The organism is Psychrobacter cibarius, from assembly GCF_904845955.1.
Lineage (GTDB): Bacteria > Pseudomonadota > Gammaproteobacteria > Pseudomonadales > Moraxellaceae > Psychrobacter > Psychrobacter cibarius_B.
On the sequence record NZ_CAJGYX010000002.1, the window covers coordinates 524,374 to 544,637 of the forward strand.

At 43.2% G+C, this 20,264-nt stretch carries 12 protein-coding genes; 6 read left to right on the forward strand and 6 right to left on the reverse strand.

Annotated elements, in window-relative coordinates; all coding sequences use genetic code 11:
* Window positions 1-250 precede the first annotated feature (250 nt).
* Window positions 251-1,879 (forward strand): hypothetical protein, encoded by a 1,629-nt coding sequence (locus tag JMV76_RS05720; RefSeq protein WP_201501938.1) that lies wholly within the window; start codon window positions 251-253, stop codon window positions 1,877-1,879.
* Window positions 1,880-2,319: 440 nt separating this feature from the next.
* On the opposite strand, the gene JMV76_RS05725 is transcribed toward JMV76_RS05720, so the two are convergent.
* Window positions 2,320-2,970, reverse strand: coding sequence for an IS1595 family transposase (locus JMV76_RS05725; protein WP_201501939.1), 651 nt, complete (start codon window positions 2,968-2,970; stop codon window positions 2,320-2,322).
* A gap of 91 nt (window positions 2,971-3,061) precedes the next feature.
* On the opposite strand from JMV76_RS05725, the gene JMV76_RS05730 reads away from it, so the two are divergent.
* On the forward strand, window positions 3,062-4,657 hold the full coding sequence (locus JMV76_RS05730) for an OmpA family protein (protein WP_201501940.1): 1,596 nt from the start codon (window positions 3,062-3,064) through the stop codon (window positions 4,655-4,657).
* A gap of 80 nt (window positions 4,658-4,737) precedes the next feature.
* Here JMV76_RS05730 and nagZ read toward each other — a convergent pair whose 3' ends face one another.
* Window positions 4,738-5,826 carry a beta-N-acetylhexosaminidase gene (gene nagZ, locus JMV76_RS05735; protein ID WP_201501941.1) on the reverse strand — a complete coding sequence of 363 codons (1,089 nt, stop codon included), beginning with the start codon at window positions 5,824-5,826 and terminating at the stop codon, window positions 4,738-4,740.
* Between the two features lie 550 nt (window positions 5,827-6,376).
* On the opposite strand from nagZ, the gene JMV76_RS05740 reads away from it, so the two are divergent.
* Complete coding sequence (locus tag JMV76_RS05740) at window positions 6,377-8,587, forward strand: carboxy terminal-processing peptidase (RefSeq protein ID WP_201501942.1); 2,211 nt, start codon at window positions 6,377-6,379, stop codon at window positions 8,585-8,587.
* A gap of 574 nt (window positions 8,588-9,161) precedes the next feature.
* Here the strand turns inward: JMV76_RS05740 and JMV76_RS05745 are convergent.
* The gene (locus JMV76_RS05745; RefSeq protein ID WP_045443514.1) at window positions 9,162-9,647 is read right to left on the reverse strand and encodes an FKBP-type peptidyl-prolyl cis-trans isomerase; all 486 of its coding nucleotides are present in this window, start codon (window positions 9,645-9,647) and stop codon (window positions 9,162-9,164) included.
* Window positions 9,648-9,980: 333 nt separating this feature from the next.
* Here JMV76_RS05745 and JMV76_RS05750 point away from each other — a divergent pair, with 333 nt between their 5' ends.
* Window positions 9,981-11,951, forward strand: a complete 1,971-nt coding sequence (locus tag JMV76_RS05750) for a M61 family metallopeptidase (RefSeq protein WP_201501943.1) — start codon at window positions 9,981-9,983, stop codon at window positions 11,949-11,951.
* Between the two features lie 180 nt (window positions 11,952-12,131).
* On the opposite strand, the gene copM is transcribed toward JMV76_RS05750, so the two are convergent.
* Window positions 12,132-12,965: a CopM family metallochaperone gene (copM, locus tag JMV76_RS05755; protein WP_201501944.1), complete on the reverse strand. Its 834-nt coding sequence runs from the start codon at window positions 12,963-12,965 to the stop codon at window positions 12,132-12,134.
* A gap of 272 nt (window positions 12,966-13,237) precedes the next feature.
* Entirely contained in the window at window positions 13,238-13,864 is a 627-nt protein-coding gene (locus JMV76_RS05760) for a pseudouridine synthase (protein WP_201501945.1), read from the reverse strand.
* A 445-nt stretch (window positions 13,865-14,309) separates the two neighbouring features.
* Here JMV76_RS05760 and icd point away from each other — a divergent pair, with 445 nt between their 5' ends.
* Window positions 14,310-15,569, forward strand: a complete 1,260-nt coding sequence (gene icd / locus JMV76_RS05765; protein WP_055123470.1) for an NADP-dependent isocitrate dehydrogenase — start codon at window positions 14,310-14,312, stop codon at window positions 15,567-15,569.
* A gap of 325 nt (window positions 15,570-15,894) precedes the next feature.
* Here the strand turns inward: icd and JMV76_RS05770 are convergent, their stop codons facing one another.
* Window positions 15,895-18,114: an NADP-dependent isocitrate dehydrogenase gene (locus tag JMV76_RS05770; RefSeq protein WP_055123469.1), complete on the reverse strand. Its 2,220-nt coding sequence runs from the start codon at window positions 18,112-18,114 to the stop codon at window positions 15,895-15,897.
* 734 nt (window positions 18,115-18,848) lie between these two features.
* On the opposite strand from JMV76_RS05770, the gene JMV76_RS05775 reads away from it, so the two are divergent.
* A complete protein-coding gene (locus tag JMV76_RS05775) occupies window positions 18,849-20,219 on the forward strand; it encodes a GNAT family N-acetyltransferase (protein WP_201501946.1) in 1,371 nt (456 codons plus the stop codon).
* Window positions 20,220-20,264 lie beyond the last annotated feature (45 nt).

Consider the following 20,264-nt stretch of genomic DNA (forward strand, 5'->3'; position numbering starts at 1 on the left):
TATAATAAAGTAATACTAACAGTAGTTATGATAATGCAAAAACTTATTATGTGACAAAATAGTGCATTTATATGCTTTTATAGTGAATAATATAGCAGGCTGTCAGGCAAATTGAGTAATGCTTCGTATCTTGACGGTAATGGTGGGTTAAATGAGAGCGGTATCCAAGAATACAGACGCTAACGACAAGTAAAATAAACGTTTCATGCGTTGGTAAATTTAAAATAAAGGCCGAAAGAGGCAGTAATCTATGAGTATTATCGACCAATTAGAAAAGACCGTAACGCCAGCTGTCATAGGTGAGCGTAATGGTCATGATAGTGTGGCTTACATCAGCTTATTGGAGCAGTTTTATGCCATCTTGGCATCACGTCTCGCCTTGCCGCAAGTCTACTCACAATTTATCCGCGCCGAGCAAGGGATGGTTGATAGAGTCACAGAAAGTCCACTGTTCGAACAACTGTGGCAAGATAAAAGCATACAGCAGCTTATGATCCGAGAGCTGTCTGCTACCCATCATATTGATGAGTCTGCTACGTTACAGCTGCTCACCAATGCCGCGCCACTGGCTTATCGTGAGCTGACAGTATTGGCAAACGGACAGTTTTTGCCAGCGTTTTTGCAGGGAGAGCAGGCGGCACTGCGTCAGTATTTACCGATGTGGTCAGCACCTATTATTACTGCTCCTCAAAACGTCAATAGCGCATCAGAAGCACACCCACACATCGCCGCAGATATTGATAGCGTACCAGTGCGTGACACCTCTTTGGATGGACGACAAAATTCTCATATAGATACCAGTAAGATCGCCGCAGCGACAGCCGCTTATAGGCAAAATGCTGATACAGCAGATAAAAAAGATATTGGAAATACTGATGTAGAAAGTATGAAGATAGGCGATACCGATGGCCATTTTAGCGCTCATACTGGCGCCATTCATGCCAATCCATCCGCGCATCATTTGGCAGAAAATAGCAGTATGAAGCAAGAAAAAGTGCGTAATCGCAATCAACGTAATGATTTACTGGTACGGGTGGGGTTATTAATAGTAGCCCTTGCCGCGATAGGGCTTGCTGCTTGGGCAATATTGATCAGACCGAACAACGCGCCGCCTGTAGAAGCCGCTGCGACAGTGCCTGTTGTGGTAGCACCAACGCCTGCACCAGTAGCGCAGGTAATAACTCCCATTGAGCTCATCGTTGGCGTAGATAACAGCGGTAGTCTGTATGCCTGTAGTGCTACCATTGGCGATGCAGCGCTACAAAGCACCTTGCAACAAGCGCTCAATACCAGCTTTGGTGAGCAAGCGAGTATTTGCGAATTAACAGTACAGGCTGGAGTTGCCAGTAGTATTGCCAATTTACCAGCGGAATTACTACCCAATGTCTTGACGATGATTAGGTCTACGCCATTTGCACGCCTACATTTGCAGAATGATCGTCTTATGTTAGAAGCGCCAGATAGTATGCTATTGCAACGACTGGTTACGGATATACGCACTTTGATACCTGCCATGGTCATCGATAGTACTGCACCATTACCATTGCCTGAAAATAACGATGCCAATGTAATGAATAATACGAATAACCAGTTTGAGAATGAGGGAGCTGCCAATAATCAGTATGCTAATGACTATAACAACAGTGGGTCTGGAGAATTCCAAGCAGCAGATGATGATACAGGCGATCGTATCGTACCTAATCCTGCACCCAACAATTATAGTAACAATGCCAACAATATTCCCAGTAACATTCCTAACAATACCCCTAGCAATGCACCGATGAATAACAGACCGTCAGGTTCTATTTCAGAATCGGAGGTAGATGATATGGCAAGCACACTCATCATCGCTGAACCTGTACAAGTAAGGAATAAATGATTGGATAATAGAGGTGTTTAACGATTGTTTGATCAATTTATCCATTGAAACAAGTTATCAAGTAAAGATGGTGGTATAAGTTGCTTATACCGCCATTTTTTCTGCAGATACCCAATTAGAGGTATCTAAAAAACCATAAAGTATCTGAAAAAAGGATGTATTTTCTCTATTTATTCATAAGTTTTACTGATTATTTTATGGCTTCTCACTAGGTTGATGATTGGTTATTTGCCATGTTTTTGGTTACGTGTGACACTTGAAATATTACCTAACGTATCATTTGTACAACAACCTGTTGATTGTTAACACTGACTTAAAACTTTTATAATGATGAAAATTGAAAAGGGTCAAGATGGTTTTAGCTGTCATGGTTCTTATTTCCAAATCATTATTTTATCTGGTGTTTTTTGAATATTTTAATTAGGGGCTGTCCTAGATAACTAGTTCAGTTCCTGTTTAACCCATTGTTTTAGCTGGTGTAATTGACGTTTTGGTTCGCTGTAGTTAAAACGCCACTCACATTCCTTCAAAAACAGATGGAAATGCTCTTTTGGGATGCCATTATATTTGCGCATATGACGCTTGGCTTGGCTCCAAAAGTTCTCTATTCCGTTGATATGGTTTCTGTCTTGTGCAAACTCTTTTGAATGATTGATACGGTAATGGGTAAACTCACTGACATCAAGGGCATTGTAACTTCTGAATGAGTCAGTATAAACGATGCTATCAGGCTTTACTTTTTCTCTTATAATAGGGATTAAGGTATCGGCTCTGGCATTAGGGATGAGACAAGCATAGACGCTGCCATTGCGCTTAAGCAGTCCAAACACAGGCACTTTATTACCAGCACCGCGACCACGTTTGCCTTTGCGTCTACCGCCAAAGTAGCTCTCATCAACTTCTATTTCGCCTTCTAGAAGACCAGGTTCCTGACTATTTTCATAAATCAGTAGTCTTAGCCTGTGAAAGTAATAGCTAGCTGTTGTTTTATTAACACCCACTAAGCTTGCTGCTGTTCTTGCGGTAGAACCGGCAATAAATAGTTCAATGAGTCTGGTTTGTTTGTACCAACTTAATCTGCTCTTTCTCATATGACTATCCTAGATTATTTTACTTATCTAGGACAGCCCCTTTAATTATATAAATCGATACTAATATAGGCATTAATAGGAGAATTGTATTATGGATATTATCAGTCATTTGACGCGTACAGTCAGCCCAGCCGTGCTGGAAGATGATCATAGTCCCGCTAAAAAGGGGCTGCTTGAACAGTTCTACGCTATTTTTGCGGCTCGCTTAGCGGATAACGATACTTATAATCGTTTTGCAAATGAAAATATCACTCGTGACGACCAAGGTTTTTATGACCGTGTATGGAGCGATGATTCGCAACGTGATCAAATCGCTCGTGAGCTGGCAGGCAAGCATAATGTTGATGCAACGTCTTCGCGTGGACTGATAGCGATGGCAGCGCCACTGGCTTTTCACGAAATCAAAAGCTTGGCAGGTACCACACCAGTGCCGCAGTTCTTAAATGATAATCTCGACAGTTATCAGCGTTATATCCCTGCTTGGGCAAGCGCCGTTCTGCCAGTCGGTATGTTGGCAGCGACGCCTGCTGCTGGCGCGCGTATCTCTGATACGGTGAGCACCGCTCCATTACAACGCGAAGAAGAGCAGCAAGGCAGCTTTATGAAAGCATTGCTCCCCATTGTTGGCTTGATTATTTTAGGCGCATTGGCTTGGGCTTTACTTCGTGGTTGCCAAGAGAACCCTGAGCCTGTCGCTACACCGGTGGCTACTGCCCAACAAGCAGCGCAGGGAGAGGGTCAGTTGGCAGCGGCAGGTGATATTGAGCCTGCATCATTGCGCATTGCGACTGGTGAAAATAGTGAGCTGTATGCTTGCCGTATGAATGTGGGCGACGAGACCTTGCAGACCAATGTAATGAATGCGTTAACCAGTGCATTTGGTGAAGAAGCCAATAAATGCCGTGCTGATGTCGATGACAATTTTGCAGTAGATATGCCAGCGGCGGCTCAGCTAGCTACTATCTTACCTATCGTCAAAAATGTACCAAATGCGAGCATGATCATCAAAGGCGATGTTATCACTGTCAATGCGCCTGATGCAGCGGCATTAGATAAGCTAGTGGCTGACTTACAAGCGGCTGTTCCTGCGATGACCATACAAGCCGAAGGGCCGTTAGATTTGCAGGGTGAGATTGATAATAGTTTGGCAGCTGCGGATGTTGCTATGACCAATCTTGGTAAAAACCCAGATCCACGTGATGTGGCTCGTGCATTGAGTATTCAGGTGATCAACTTTGAAGTGGATGAAGCGGTCATTCCTGATGTCAATAAAGAGCTGCTTGACCGCGCTGCTAAGATCATCAACGAAGTACCGAATATGAAGCTGACGATTATCGGTCATACTGACAGTCAGGCATCCGATTCTTACAATGTAGAGTTGTCTCGTGATCGCGCTGAGGCAGTGAAAGAGTATTTGGTATCTCAAGGTGTTGATGCTAGTAAACTGATGACGAAAGGCATGGGTGAATCAGAACCTATCGCTGATAACTCAACGGAGCAGGGTCGCTTCCGTAATCGCCGTATTGAATTTATAGTCAATGACGAGATGGCCAGTGCAAACGATGGTATGATTATTAGTAATGATGCGCTTGACCCAGACATAAACCCTTTGGATAGCAATAACGATGACTTATTGCCTGATGGTGATGATGCCACTCAAGGTACGGCAGTAGATCCAACCAATTAATGCACAGAAGATTGATTGAGTTATTACTAATTTAAAAAACCGCATCTTATAAAAGGTGCGGTTTTTTTATTTTGTTAAGGCTATTGTTTATAGGCGGTCGGATCTTTTAATTCAGTAGCGCTGCGAGTCGCTTGTGCCTCAGATTGAGGATTAAAAAAGGTTTGAGTTACGTTTTTCTTTGCCTGTTGCCAATAGTCAAATTGTTGACAAGTTGATTCTAGATCACCTTGCCATGTTGGTATCTGTCCGCACATTGTTTTAATGCGGTTTTGATTGGGATAAGGCAGCTCTTGTGCGGTCTCTGCGGCTTCATGGGCGGCGACGCGATCATTACAAACCAGCGCAATATCACAACCCGCTTCAATCGCGGCTTTCACACGTGCTCTGACATCGCCTGCGGCTTGAGCACCTGCCATACATAGATCATCAGAGAATAAGACCCCATCAAACTTTAGCTGATCCCGTATGATGTCCTTGAGCCAAGTTTTAGAAAAACCTGCTGGCTTATCATCGACTTGCGAAAAAATAACATGGGCAGGCATTAAGGCATCAAGCCACGGTAAGGTTTGGGCAAAAGGCTGCATATCGCTATGCATAATCTCATCCAAGCTACGCGTATCGATGGCCTCAGCCACATGGGAGTCAGGGGCAATGGCGCCATGACCGGGGAAATGCTTGCCTGTGGTTGCCATGCCAGCGGCTTTCATACCGCGCATAAACTGAGTCGCCAGCGCAGTGATCGCTTGCGGCTCTTGATGAAAGCTACGATCCCCAATGACTTGGCTGATGCCATCTCTATCAAGTACTGGAGCAAAACTGAGATCAATGCCCACGGCCAATACTTCTGTTGCCATTAGATAGCCACAATCGTAAGCACAGCTTAGCGCATGGCTAGGCTCTTGATTGAAGAGCTCCCCAAGCTTGCCCATGGCGGGTAGTGGGGTAAAGCCATTGCGCAGGCGTGCGACTCGTCCACCTTCTTGGTCGACGCCGATTAATATATCCGGGTTGTGATAACGTATGTCGTCACACAATGCCCGTACTTGTGCCGCATCTGCAACGTTTCGGGCAAATAGAATCACCCCGCCCACCTGTGCCTGTTTGATTAAGCTGACATCTTCTGCTGTCAGTGCGGTACTATCGATATCAATCATTAAAACGCCGTACATTGCGTAATCCTTATGGTGTTATATATTGTTATATGATCGGTTCAGCTTCAAATAAATGATGATAATTGGCAGTGTGCCACTATTATCAAAACTGCTTTATTATGACAGTTATTAGCAAATGAGCATAATGTGGCAGATGAATAGACTCAAATCAATTCGTGAGTGGGCATTGAATCGTCAATAAATGACCCAAATAATGATGAACAATAAATGTAATAGAAAGTTTGGTATGTGCAGGCGTAGCGTGTAAGATTGCTTATACAGTTTGAGACAGTTGGATATCTATGTGCATGATAATATTGAGTGATTTTTAACAACATATTAGCAAACAGCAATGGCATTTAGTGACCATAATTATTCAGAAAATAGCATTTTAGAAAGTATCGTTTTAGATTTTAGAAACTATCATTGAATAAATATTCGATTGATAATGGTAGATAAGTATTTCGTGACTTAAAGATAAAGCATTTATAGGCGGCGACTGATTCAGTCACTTTTGATTTTTATAAAACAAATAATATTATTAACGTAAAATAACTAGGTATATATGATGAAAAAACAACCAGCACAGTGGTTACTCAGTGCAGCGTCAGTGGGCATCGCCGGTATTATTCTCACCCAGAGCTACGGGGCGGCAATGGCCGACACCAATACTGAAGGCTTTGTACAAACCCCTGAACAAAAAGTCACCACTCGCCAAGTAGCCGCATTGCTGGATCGTAGCCACTATTTGAATCAGCCGCTAGATAGCAAAACGGGCAGCGAAATCTTGTCTATGTATATCGATAGCCTTGACCCAAACCATACGTTGTTTTTGCAGTCTGATGTGGATGAGTTTAAGAAAAAATACGCCGATGAATTCGGTGCTCGCCTCAAGCGTGGCGACTTATCTGCAGGAGTAGAGGTCTTTGAACGCTATCGCAAACGCTCAAATGAGTATTTTGCGATGGCGAGCAAGATGCTAAAAACCGATATCGATTTGACGAGTGATGATACGATCGTGCTCGACCGTGAAAAACTTAATCATTTTAAAACCAAAAAAGAGCAGCGTGATTATTGGACGCGTCAGCTGAAGTTTCAGCTGATGAGTATTACCTTGGGTCAAGAAGATGAAAAAGCCAAAGAAAAAGTATTTCTGAGCAATCCAGATATTACTCGTGGGCAAGATTTGGTGCGCAACGACCAACGTACACCAAGCGAGATTTTACAAAATCGTTTATCGCGACAGCAAGAGCAGTTTAAGCGTCTCACAAACGATGAAATCATGGAAACCATCTTAAATACGGCGATGCTGACTTACGATCCGCACAGTAATTATTATGCACCGATTCAGGCCAACGAATTACAAATCCAATCTAGCCTACAATTGGAAGGCATTGGCGTTTCTATTCGCCCTGATCGTAAAAACCCAGATTATACTCGCATCGTGACCTTGGTCGATGGTGGTCCAGCAGCCAAATCTGGTCAGATTAAACCCAACGATTTGATTATCGGTATTGCCAAAGATGGCGAGAACATGACAGATGTAGTTGGCTGGTCAACGCGTGAGATTGTGAGCTTGATTCGCGGCAAACGTGGTACGTCAGTGACCATCAAAGTGCGTCAGCCAAATACGCCTGATGCCAGTGCCCGTAACGTGACGGTGGTTCGTGACATTATTCAACAAGAAGAGTCAGGGGTTACCCAGCGCGTGGTAGAAGTACAGCGCCCTAATATTGATAAAACGCCAAAACGCATCGGCGTCCTTGAGATACCAAGCTTTTATCTAAATTATCAGGCACGCCGTAACGGTGAGGATTATCGCAGCGTCAGTATCGATACCGAAAAAGCATTGAAAGCATTGAATAAAGAAAATATTGATGGCCTCGTGGTTGATTTGCGCAATAATCCAGGTGGTTCATTGGATGAAGTAGCAAAAATGCTTGGCTTCTTTATCAAGAGCGGACCGATGGTGCAAATCCGTGACAATCGCGGCAACATTCAGGTCTACCGTGACGATGATGGCGGTGAGCAACTTTATGATGGCAAAGTGGTCGTTATTACCAACCTAGCGTCTGCCTCAGCCAGTGAGATATTTGCCGCGGCTATCCAAGATTACGGTCGTGGGCTAGTGGTTGGCAGTACGACAACGGGTAAGGGTTCAGCGCAGATTCAACTCGATAATTTGGCATTGGGTTCAGCCACTTTAACGCAGCGCAAATTCTATCGCATCACTGGTGGTAGTACACAGAATAAAGGTGTGGTACCTGATGTAGAGTTGGTCAATATCTACGATGATGCCACTTTTGGCGAACGTGCGCAGAAAAAAGCGTTGCCTTGGGATACCATCAAAACGGCGCCTTACAAGCCTGAAGGTAAGTTCACTGATACGACGCTGGCGACACTTAACCAGCAGTCTAAAATTCGTCAAGAGCAAAACCCACAGTTTGTTTATCTATCAGCGCTAAACAACATTCGCGATATGGAAGATGAGAAAAAACCAATTCCACTTGATATCAATAGCCGCCGAGCTAAGATGCAATTGATTGAAAAGCGTTCACTAGAGGCTGAAAATAAACGTCTTATTGCAACGGGTGAGCGCCCTTATGCCAATTGGAACACCTATCAAGCAGCAATGGATGCAAAATTTGAAGAGCGCAGCCGCATGAAAGCCAAGGAGCGCCCAGAGTTACCTGAAGACGAAGCGTTCATCAATGAAGCGGCCTATATTATGTTAAGCGCTGAACCCAAAGCATTGTTAAGCCCTGAAGAGAAGCTATAAACAGTCAGTATTGTCAGCCAAAAAGGCTGTGATTAAAATCCATGTAAGTATATGCTTACATGGATTGACGTTTATACCTCTTACTAACCATGAGGCAATCTGCGATTATAACTGTACGGCACGATTGAACGAAAAGGTTCATTGATACTAGGGATTGGTATCTCAAAGGTCGCATCAGGGATAGGTGGTTTGCTGATTAAGGATGATAAGGCTGGATGCCTGTCAGTTATAGGATACTCCGGGATTAGGTATCATGTAACGATAACATGGATGGTTAGTGATAAAAGCCGCATAACGCTTGTCGTTATGCGGCTTTGTTACGTTTGCTATATATTAATTGAGAAACACGCCTAACTAGCTAATAGATGTTAATAGGTAACACATTAGCAGTGAATAGTTTGTAAGCCTGTCAGGCTACTTAATGTACACCTAAGAGGCTCATATTTTAAAAAGATGATTGTGATAAATAATAGCCATAAAAAAAGGTCAGTAGACAAAGCCACTGACCTTTTTTGACCAAATGGCAATCTTAATAAAGACTACCATTTAACATCTCACTATACTCTAGAAGAGATTAGTGCTCAACGCCACCAGCGCCATGGACATGACCATGGTTTAGTTCATCTTCAGTCGCTGCACGCACTTCTTGGATTTCAACATCAAACGTCAAACGCTTACCAGCCAATGGATGGTTTGCATCAACGGTCACTTCTTTGTCATTTACTTCAGTAACGGTAACTAGCATTACTTGTCCGCCAGCTTCTGACTGAAACTGCATACCCGGCTGGATATCTTCAACGCCTTGGAAGTTATCACGTGGTACATGTTGTACCGCTTGCTCTTGATATTCGCCGTAGCCATCAGCAGGTTCAACAACAGCATTGACTTGTTCGCCAGCAGATTTACCTTCTAGCTGCTGCTCAAGGCCTGGAATGATGTTGCTGTGGCCATGCAAGTATGCAAGTGGTTGACCTTCTGGTGATTGGTCAAGAATGTTGCCTTCGTCGTCTTTTAGTGTGTAATTGAATTTGACGGCAGTGTCTTTTGCAATAATAGTCATAAGTTATCCTAAATATATCTATGTAAAAAATTAAATACGGTTGCAATAAACCTAAAAAATCCAATCAGCAAGCCAAATAGCCACGTCATTAGTCAATTATCATCAGTTTATTAAAGTAACTTTAGCAGTTAGCATCTTTAATTGAGATGGCTCATATAACTTTCAAGGTAAAAACAATAAAAAATGCTATTTTATACTGATAAATGTCGTTTTTTATGAAAATAAACACAGTTTTTTGTGGTTTGAAGACCGTAAATGGATATTCGGGGTTTGCCAGTTGCGTTTTTGGACAATGGCTTTTACCATAATGATATAAATAAGGATAAAAAGACAATGACTTCATTTGCCAATAATTCAGGCTGTCAGCTATCGGATGCCAATACAATCAGCGATCACCATAAAGCAAAACCTGATATCAATTATCGACTCAATTTCGAGCGGTTTTCTGAGCACTTGGTTGATGTGTCGCTCAATTTTACGGCAGTAAATGATGTGCCTCAACTTTGGTTGCCAGCGTGGATACCAGGCAGTTATCTGATGCGTGAGTTTGCGCGCAACATTACCGCGGTGCATTATCAGGTGTTAGACAGCCAAATCATGGATGACGATACTCACGAGACTTATCGCGCGCACAAAATAGATAAAAACACGTGGCAATTACCAAAAGCTAAGGCAGGGCAAGCCATCAGTGTCCATTATGAAGTGTACTGCTATGATTTATCGGTACGTACTGCCTATGTCGATCAGCAGCGTTTGTATGGGAATTTTACCTCACTGGCATTGGCTGTAGAGGGGCAGGAGCATCGAGCTGTACAAGCTAGCTTAGCAGTGCCAGCAGCATTTTTAGCAGGTAAAGACGAGAGTCGGCTGCTATTGGCATGTGGATTAGAGTCTACTCATTTACGTCTTGATGGGCAGCATAGCTATGGACTACAAGCAGGCAGTTATCACGACCTTATTGATTACCCGTTTGAGATTGCAGAGCAAGATAAGTTTGACTTTATTATTCAAGACAGTACGCATCAGACGCTACCTCATCGTTTTTATCTCTCAGGTAAGCACAGCGCCAATATGGGCAGGCTACAGCAGGATATCACTCAGATCTGTCAGTGCTATTTAGATTGGTTGGGTGATGCGCCATTTAATGATTATACTTTTATGACCTTTGCCAGTGGTCAGGATTATGGTGGACTTGAGCATATCAATTCGACCAGTCTCATTACGCCGCGCCGAGACTTACCAACTCTTGATGAGCCAAAAATACCAAGCGCCGATTATCAGCGATTTTTGGGCTTATGCAGCCATGAGTATTTTCATTCGTGGTGGGTCAAAACGGTACGTCCAGATGTTATGTTGGATGTCGATTTGCGCCGCGAGGCATTTACACCACTGCTATGGGTATTTGAGGGATTTACTTCGTATATCGATGACTTTATGTTGCAAGCGTCGGGCGTGATTGATAAGCCAAGCTATCTCAAGCTACTGGCTGAGCAAATTAATCGTTACTATCAAACCGCGGGTCGCGCGTATCAAAGCGTTGCAGAGTCGAGCTTTGATGCGTGGATTAAGCTATACCGTAACGATGAAAATACAGGCAACGCTGGTATCAGTTATTACAACAAAGGCGCACTGGTGGCGTTATGCTTGGATTTGACACTGCTCCAAAAGAGCAATGGTCGCTATCGTCTGTTTGATGTGGTCAAGGCTTTTTATACTCAAGCAAAGCAAAACGACAATAAACGCATTGGCATCAATAGTGCTGATATGGGTACAGTCATTGGGCAGTTCATGCCCATAGAGGATTGGGAAGACTTTGAGTATCGTTATGTCAATGGTGTTGAAGAGTTGCCAATTGAAGCGCTGCTGGCGGCAAACGATATTAGCATGCATAGTAATAGCAAAGAGACGGCTGACAAGAATTTGCCTTGGGGCATGCGCTGTACTGAAACACCTGCTGGACTCAAGGTTAATCGCGTGACACGTGCTAGTGTCGCTGCTAGAGCGGGTATTTCAGCGAACGATGTCATTGTGGCGCTTGACGGTATCAAAGCTGATAGTAAACAATTGGCGTTGCTAAGTAATGTGGAGCGCGACATTGAGTGTCACCTGTTTCGCCGTGATGAGTTGATGCGTATTAATGTGCTGCCTAAGGCGGCTGATGAAGCCATCGACAAAGCATCTCCTCATAAAGTGAGCTTGCACTTGGCAAAAGCAAATCAATCGTCAGGAGTCAGTGATAATTCTTCTCCAGTCGATGCAGGCTGGCAAGCATGGCTTAACGCTATAGAGCGTTATCAAAGTTAAATACATTGCTAAATGTATTAATGTGAATGTATTTTTTCTCACTATTCTGTCCAATAATTGGTTAAAAGTAAAAACCCCTGCTAAATAATATTATTTGGCAGGGGCTTTATGTAATGACTGGTAGTCTTTTTCAGGCGTGCTAAAAATTAACAGCTAGGTCAGCGTTTAGTAATTCAGCACCTAAGAAGCAGCTTGCTCAGATTGCTGATGATTATCCGCTTCATTTGCAGCCTGTGCATTTTTAGCATTTTTATCGGTACTAGCACTAGCACTAGCACTAGCATCTGCAATCCATTGTTGCATATGCTCAATCTCAGTCTGCTGACCATCGATGATATCTTGTGCCAATTGACGCATCTCTTCGTCAGTGCCATATGTCAGCTGAATGTTTGCCATCTCTACCGCGCCAATATGATGCGGCAGCATACCACGTGCAAATGCCATGTCAGGCACAGGATCGGCGATACCCAATACCATCTCGCCATTTAAGACATCCATGCTTCTGGCATAGGCTTGCTGCATCGCTTCAGTATTGGGTTTAGGTTTGGCTGTATCAGGGTGGCTAGCAAGCCATTTATTCAAAATATCGATTTCAACTTGCTGAGCGGCGATAATCTCTTGTGCCAATTGACGCATCTCTTCGTCAGTACCATGTTTCAGCTGAATTTTTGCCATTTCTACGGCACCGCGGTGGTGTCCAAGCATCGCTTTAGCAAAGGCTGTATCAGGATCGTTATAACCCATACCGATCATCATCTCATCATGCATTCTAGTCATCGACCTTGTATAGTCTCTGAGTATGTCAGTCATTTGACTCTCATACGCGCTGTTTTCGCCAGCTACTAGTTCGTTGTCAGCGTCAACGTCATTTGGAGCATCGACGATATCAGTCACAGGTGGGGTCGCTGCATTAGAATCTGTGTCATCGTTGTCTTTTGTCGGCTGACAGGCGCTCAGTATAAGCGCCGTAGAGACGCTAGTGGCCAACAAGATCCAACGACGAGAAACAAACATAACATATCCCTATAATAAAAAATCAAATGATAAGTGGATGAGACTTATGATACCTAAACAATGGTGTACTGAAGCTTAGCAGATAAACCTTGCTCGTTCGAGACGCGATGTTTAGCAAGTCGTAATTGGTTTTAATTGCTATCAAAGCCAATGACTAAGACGTATTCTGATCTAAAAAACTGATAGAAATGCGGGCACGCCCAAATAAGCAGATGCCAGTCACAAGTAATCAGCAATGAGATACCAGTAGATTGATAGTAATAATTAATTAATCAATCAAGAATGCCTAATTGCTGACAGCGTTCGCTAGTGAGATGAATGCGCACAAACTCACCAACGGCTAAATCACCCAATTCAAACCCTGCCACTGACCAGCGTATCAAACGCAGGCAAGGCAGTCCAACCTGCGCTGTCATACGTCTGACTTGGCGATTCTTACCTTCATAAATCGTCAGCATGAGCCATGAAGTCGGTACATTCTTACGCTCACGAATAGGCGGCTCACGTTGCCATAAATCAATGGGTAAGTTTGCCTCTTCTACCATGAGAGCCGTCGCCGGTAGTGTCTTGCCATCTTTTAAATGTACGCCAGAGGCAAGCTCATTCAACTGCGCTGGCGTTGCTGTGCCTTCAACTTGCACCAAGTAAGTTTTGCCCTGCTTATGACGGTTTTTTGCAAAATCAGCAGCAGAAGGTGGCTGGGTAATGGCTTTATTGACTCGACCATCACTCGTTAAAATCAGCAAGCCCTCTGAGGTGGCATCAAGCCTACCAGCAATCCGTAAAGACTTATCGGTAAAATACTGTGATAGGGTGGTGTGATTATTGTTGCTGTCAGCACGAAACTGACTTTGCACCCCATAAGGTTTATTGAATAAAATCAGACTAGAGGTCGACATGGTTTGGGATTTCCTAAATTTGAATCATTATTTTGTGCGTATTTTGAGGCTGGGGCGGGTCCTCAATTTACGATTTTTAAAACGAGGACACGCCCTAATAAAACGTTATTTTTTTAAATCAACGCTATAAGCTGCAAATTTGTTGATTTTATATAAAGTATCTTTGTTATTTTGCGCGTTATTATAACAGTCTGTGTGGATGCTGTTTTACTAAAGGGATTTCTACAGTATCGTTAAGTCAATAAATGATTATTCAGTGCACCGCTATTTTATTTATTCATTTTTTAAATCATTTATCAGCATATCGCAACTTACCTATTGCTAAAAGTTTTTAGTTTGGCCAATCCGCGTTTAAAGCGGTATAAATAATCATAGTAGAGTGGCTAGCATAACAGAGTGCTAAGGATGCTTGCGATATCTAACATACAACCAAGGAGTTTTATCCATGTCTTATGAGAAGGTTATCGTCCCGAGAGACGGCGAAAAAATTACCGTAAATGCTGATCTGTCGCTAAATGTACCCAATCATCCTATTATCCCGTTCGTTGAAGGCGATGGTATCGGGATCGATATCACGCCGGTCATGATAAAAGTGGTCAATGCGGCCGTGGAGAAAGCTTATCATGGCAAACAGTCCATCATTTGGATGGAGGCTTATCTTGGCGAAAAAGCCGCTAAAATATACGATGGTGACTATCTGCCAAGCGAGACGCTAGAGATTTTAAAAGACTATGTTATCAGTATCAAAGGCCCATTGACCACGCCAGTTGGCGGTGGCTTTCGCTCATTGAATGTGGCGGTACGTCAAGAGCTTGACCTCTATGTCTGTCAGCGCCCAGTTCGCTGGTTTGAAGGTGTACCAAGTCCTGTTCAGCATCCTGAGCTGACAGATATGGTTATTTTCCGTGAAAATTCAGAAGATATCTATGCAGGTATCGAATGGAAAGCGGGCAGTGAGGATGCTAAGAAAATCATCAAATTCTTAAAAGAAGAGATGGGCGTTACGAAGATCCGCTTCGATGATGATTGCGGTATCGGCATCAAGCCAGTATCCAAAGAAGGCTCGCAGCGTCTGGTACGTAAAGCCATTCAACATGCTATCGATAATGATTTGCCCAGTGTGACTTTAGTGCACAAAGGCAATATTATGAAGTATACCGAAGGCGCATTTAAGGAATGGGGCTATGAGCTGGCAGCAGAACGCTTCGATGCAGAATTATTAGATGGTGGTCCTTGGATGACAATGAAAAATCCAAAAACAGGCAATGATATTATTATCAAGGATGTTATTGCTGATGCCTTTCTGCAGCAAATCTTGATGCGTCCTGCGGATTATTCAGTCGTTGCGACGCTAAACTTAAACGGTGATTATATCTCTGATGCCCTAGCAGCCGAGGTGGGCGGTATTGGTATCGCACCGGGCGCTAACAAAGGCGGCGCAATTGCGGTTTATGAGGCAACTCATGGCACAGCACCTAAATATGCGGGTCAGAATAAAGTAAATCCTGGCTCATTAATTTTATCAGCTGAGATGATGTTACGAGACATGGGTTGGACAGAAGCCGCTGATCTCATTATCAGTGGTATCCAAGGTGCTATCGCTAATAAAACAGTCACTTATGACTTTGAGCGCCTCATGCCAGATGCTATCTTGCTCAGTACTTCTGAGTTTGGTAAAGCGGTTATCAAGCACATGGATGTTTAAAAAGTATATAGCACTGAGTCAGCTGTTATCAGCATTTTATAGTATTGATAAAAGTATCAATATTCACAAAAGTATCGCTGAACTTATCAATGTCAAAAAGCCATCTCCAGTTATGTAGGTGGCTTTTTTATTGGCAGTTTTTTGCTGTTTATAAGTGATATTTTAAAAGTAACGTTTTAAACGTACTGTCTTATGTTCAAGCATAAAAAACACCGCTTAAGTCTGAGACCTAAGCGGTGTTTTTATTGTGCCTAACTGGGTTCAAAAGTCTTTATAAGTAAAGAAAATTAAGCCCAATTGTTTGCTGTATGAGCACACAACTCAATTACAATGAGGCGATGGCTGCATTGAATAGCGTGCTTGGACGCATCGCTTGTTCAGCTAATGCTTCGTCTGCCAAGTAGTAACCTTTTAAGTCTACAGGCTTGCCTTGAGCTTCATTTAGCTCTTTGACGATAGCAGCTTCGTTGCTCTCAAGTTTTTCTGCCAATGGTGCAAATTTTGCTTTAAGATCAGCATCTTTATCTTGTGCCGCAAGCTCTTGTGCCCAGTACATCGCCAGATAGAAATGACTACCACGGTTATCGATTTCACCTGTTTTACGTGAAGGACCTTTGTTGTTTAACAACAGTTTTTCTGTCGCCGTGTCCAATGTATCCGCCAAGATTTGCGCTTTAGCATTGTTATCGTGACTGGCCAAATGCTCCAAAGACACGGTCAAGGCTAAGAACTCACCCAATGAATCCCAACGTAAATGGTTCTCTTCTAACAACTGTTGAACGTGTTTAGGTGCAGAACCACCAGCGCCCGTTTCAAACAAACCGCCGCCTTTCATTAATGGTACGACTGACAGCATTTTCGCACTGGTTCCTAATTCTAAAATTGGGAACAAGTCAGTCAAGTAATCACGTAAAATATTACCGGTCGCAGAGATAGTATCCAGACCACGGGCAACGCGCTCTAGCGTATAACGCATCGCACGAACCTGTGACATGATTTCAATATGCAGGCCTGTCGTATCATGATCTTTTAAGTAAGTTTGAACTTTTTTGATCAGCTCGTTTTCGTGCGGACGGTAAGGGTCTAGCCAAAAGATAACTGGTGTATCTGATTCGCGGGCACGGCGTACCGCAAGTTTTACCCAATCTTGGATAGGCTCATCCTTAACCTGACACATGCGCCAAATATCGCCGTTTTCAACCTGCTGCTCAAGCAATACCTCATCAGTATCTTCATCGACAATACGAGCCAATCCTGAACCACTCGCCTCAAAAGTCTTGTCATGCGAGCCATACTCTTCGGCTTTTTGTGCCATCAAACCAACGTTAGGAACCGTACCCATCGTCGTTGGGTCAAAATTGCCATGCCATTTACAGAAGTTAATCATTTCTTGATAGATACGAGCAAAGGTAGACTCAGGCATGACGGCTTTACAGTCATACATTTTGCCATCAGCGCCCCACATTTTACCGCCTGAGCGAATCATTGCAGGCATAGACGCATCAACAATCACGTCACTTGGCGAATGAAAGTTGGTGATGCCTTTTGATGAATCAACCATCGCTAGGCGTGGACGATGCACTTGGCAAGCATGTAAATCGCGTTCGATTTCTTCACGTTTACTGGCTGGTAGCTCAGCGATCTTTTCATACAAACTTGCCATGCCGTTGTTGACGTTGATACCTAGCTCGTCAAAGAAAGCACCATGTTTATTAAAGGCATCTTTATAATAAGTTTTGACCGCATGACCGAACACGATAGGATGCGATACTTTCATCATCGTGGCTTTTACGTGCAGTGAAAACAAGATACCAGCTTCGCGGCAATCTTCCATTTCACGCTCATAAAACTCAAGTAATGATTTTTTGCTCATAAACATCAAGTCGATGACTTCTTTGTCCAGCAAGGCAATGCCTGTTTTGAAGACATGAATAGTGCCATCTTCAGCGACACGTTCCATACGTACAGTACGTGCTTTATCCAAAGTGATAGATTGCTCACCAGCATAGAAATCGCCACTGTGCATGTGCGATACGTGGGTCTGTGACCATTGCTTCCATTCACCCATAGAGTGTGGATGCTTGCGTGCATAGTTTTTAACCGCTTTTGGTGCACGGCGATCTGAGTTGCCTTCACGCAATACTGGGTTGACAGAACTGCCCAAGCTTTTGCCATAACGCTTACGGATCTCTTCTTCTTCTTCTGTCTTAGGATCATCTGGAAAGTCAGGAATAGCGTAGCCTTTGCTTTGTAATTCTTTGATACAAGCTTTTAGCTGTTGAACAGAAGCACTGATATTAGGCAGTTTAATGATATTGGTGTCTGGATCTTGAGTCAGACGACCCAGCTCAGCCAGATTATCAGGAACGCGCTGCTCTTCCGTTAAGTACTCTGGAAACTCAGCCAACACACGGGCAGCAACAGAGATATCGCTGGTTTCAACTTCGATGCCTGCTGTTTGAGTAAAAGCTTTTACAATTGGCAAAAATGATAAGGTTGCTAGCGCTGGTGCTTCGTCAGTTTTTGTATAAATAATTTTAGACATTAGTTGGGCATTCCTTTTAGTTGTAATTAATAATAAGGCTCAAATATAAGTTAATAATTCCATGCAGCTCTGATGTAATAATGGATCATGCAACGATACTAAATAATGTGTCGCGAGTTTTTTGTAGCCAGTTTCTTGGAGACCATCGAGTCTGCTTAGAATTTTTCTTCGTTAAGCGGCAGTTTGACTGTCTTGTCTGAACGACCTGCTCATATGAATGACTTAAAAATAGAGTGCGGACGCTACATCATAGTTAACTGATTATAAATCTGATACGATGTCAATATCGCATAATGAACTAAGTGTAGTGTTTTCGGTTGTTTCTAATATGTCTTAATTACATTAAGCTGTTAAGAGCCTTATTCTACCAGTCATCGATAAAAATTTCATCCTTTCTATACAAACACTGCCTGCTAATATTCGTCATAAAACGATGAATAATACAATCATTATTCAAAAAACTGCCAGTCATATCATAGATATGAGTCGTGACTAAGTGATTCTTACTCTTCTGTCAGAAATGAGCTGACAAACCAAATCATCTATGTTTTTAGAGATGATTTTACTGGGGTAGCTTTTATTATTGAGAACGCATTGTTATCTGTTTTATTCATAATATCTGAAAATGATGAGAGCATAATTGTGACAGAATTTGAGTAGAATTTTGCTAGGCTAGTCATATACGAAACAAGGTATAAAAAACTACGCCCATATAAAAATAAATAGTGAGTATTATGAGTTTACAATATGCATTACTCAATGACACCAGCTGGCAGAGTCAAGCAGACTGGCAAACCCCCGATACCCCTTTTATGTCGTTTGCCTTTTGGCAGGCGCTAGCTGACACTGGCGCGATTGGTGAGCAGGCAGGCTGGTTGCCGATATTTGTGTTGGTACATCGTGTCGCAGATAGTCAAAGCGGCAGCTCGATAGACCACGCTGATCATAGTGAAAACCATAGCGAAAACCATTCTGCGATTAATGAAGCTGCGCAAACAGTCGCGCATCCTGTGGCGGTGTTGCCAATATTCCTCAAAGGTCATCATCGTGGCGAGTTTGTGTTTGATCATTCATGGGCAGAAGCCTATGCGCGTTATGGTGTGGATTATTATCCAAGGCTGGTCACCAGCGTGCCCTATACACCGATTACGGGTCAGCGGCTTTGGTTGGCAAAAGGTGAAACGTTAACCACCGATATTATAAAAGCAGCTATCGCAGGCGTCGATGATATTGCTCAGCAAGTAGGTGCCTCAAGCTGGCACGGATTATTCATTACGCCTGAATTGGCTACAATTGCCACGGCATCTATGCCTACTGATATTGATGTAGCGCATTTGCTAGCCGCTCAAGATAATGGTTTAGAATCAACCGCAATTGACATGCCCATACTGGAACGTCAAGGCTGCCAGTTCTTATGGCAAAATAAAGACTTGCTACAAGACTGCCAACCGTTTGCTGATTTTGAAGCATTCTTAGCGACGCTAAAAGCCAAAAAACGCAAAACCATCCGTGCTGAGCGTCGTAAGGTCGCCGAGCAAGGCATCAGCTGCCAACGTAAATGCGGTGATGCTATTACCGATGAGGACTGGAAAGCCTTTTATCATTGTTATGTGATGACGTATGCAGTACGTGGACAACAGCCTTATTTGACGATAGATTTTTTTATGGCACTGGCAGCGACTATGTCTGAGCACTTAATGCTCGCACAAGCGTTAGATGCCTCTGGAGAAATTATCGCCAGTAGCTTGTTTTTATACGATGATCGCCATAGCGAAAATGCCACTCTCTATGGTCGCTATTGGGGGGCACTGGGTGAGTACGACAGCTTACACTTCGAGCTGTGTTATTATCAAGGTATTGAGTTTGCCATCGAGCAAGGGCTTAAGTATTTTGATCCGGGTACGCAAGGGGAGCATAAGCTGGTTCGTGGTTTTATTCCAACGACGACACACTCTATCCACCGTATTTATGACCCACGTTTTGTGCCAGCTATCGCAAATTTTTGCGCCCAAGACCGTGAGCATATGGCGCAGTATCGTCAGCAAGCGTTTGAGGCATTGCCCTTTAATGCGGATAATATGCCAGCCTTTGATACCAATCAATAGGCTTTGCTTAATACGCCTAACGCTCGCTTTCTTTTTTATTATTAT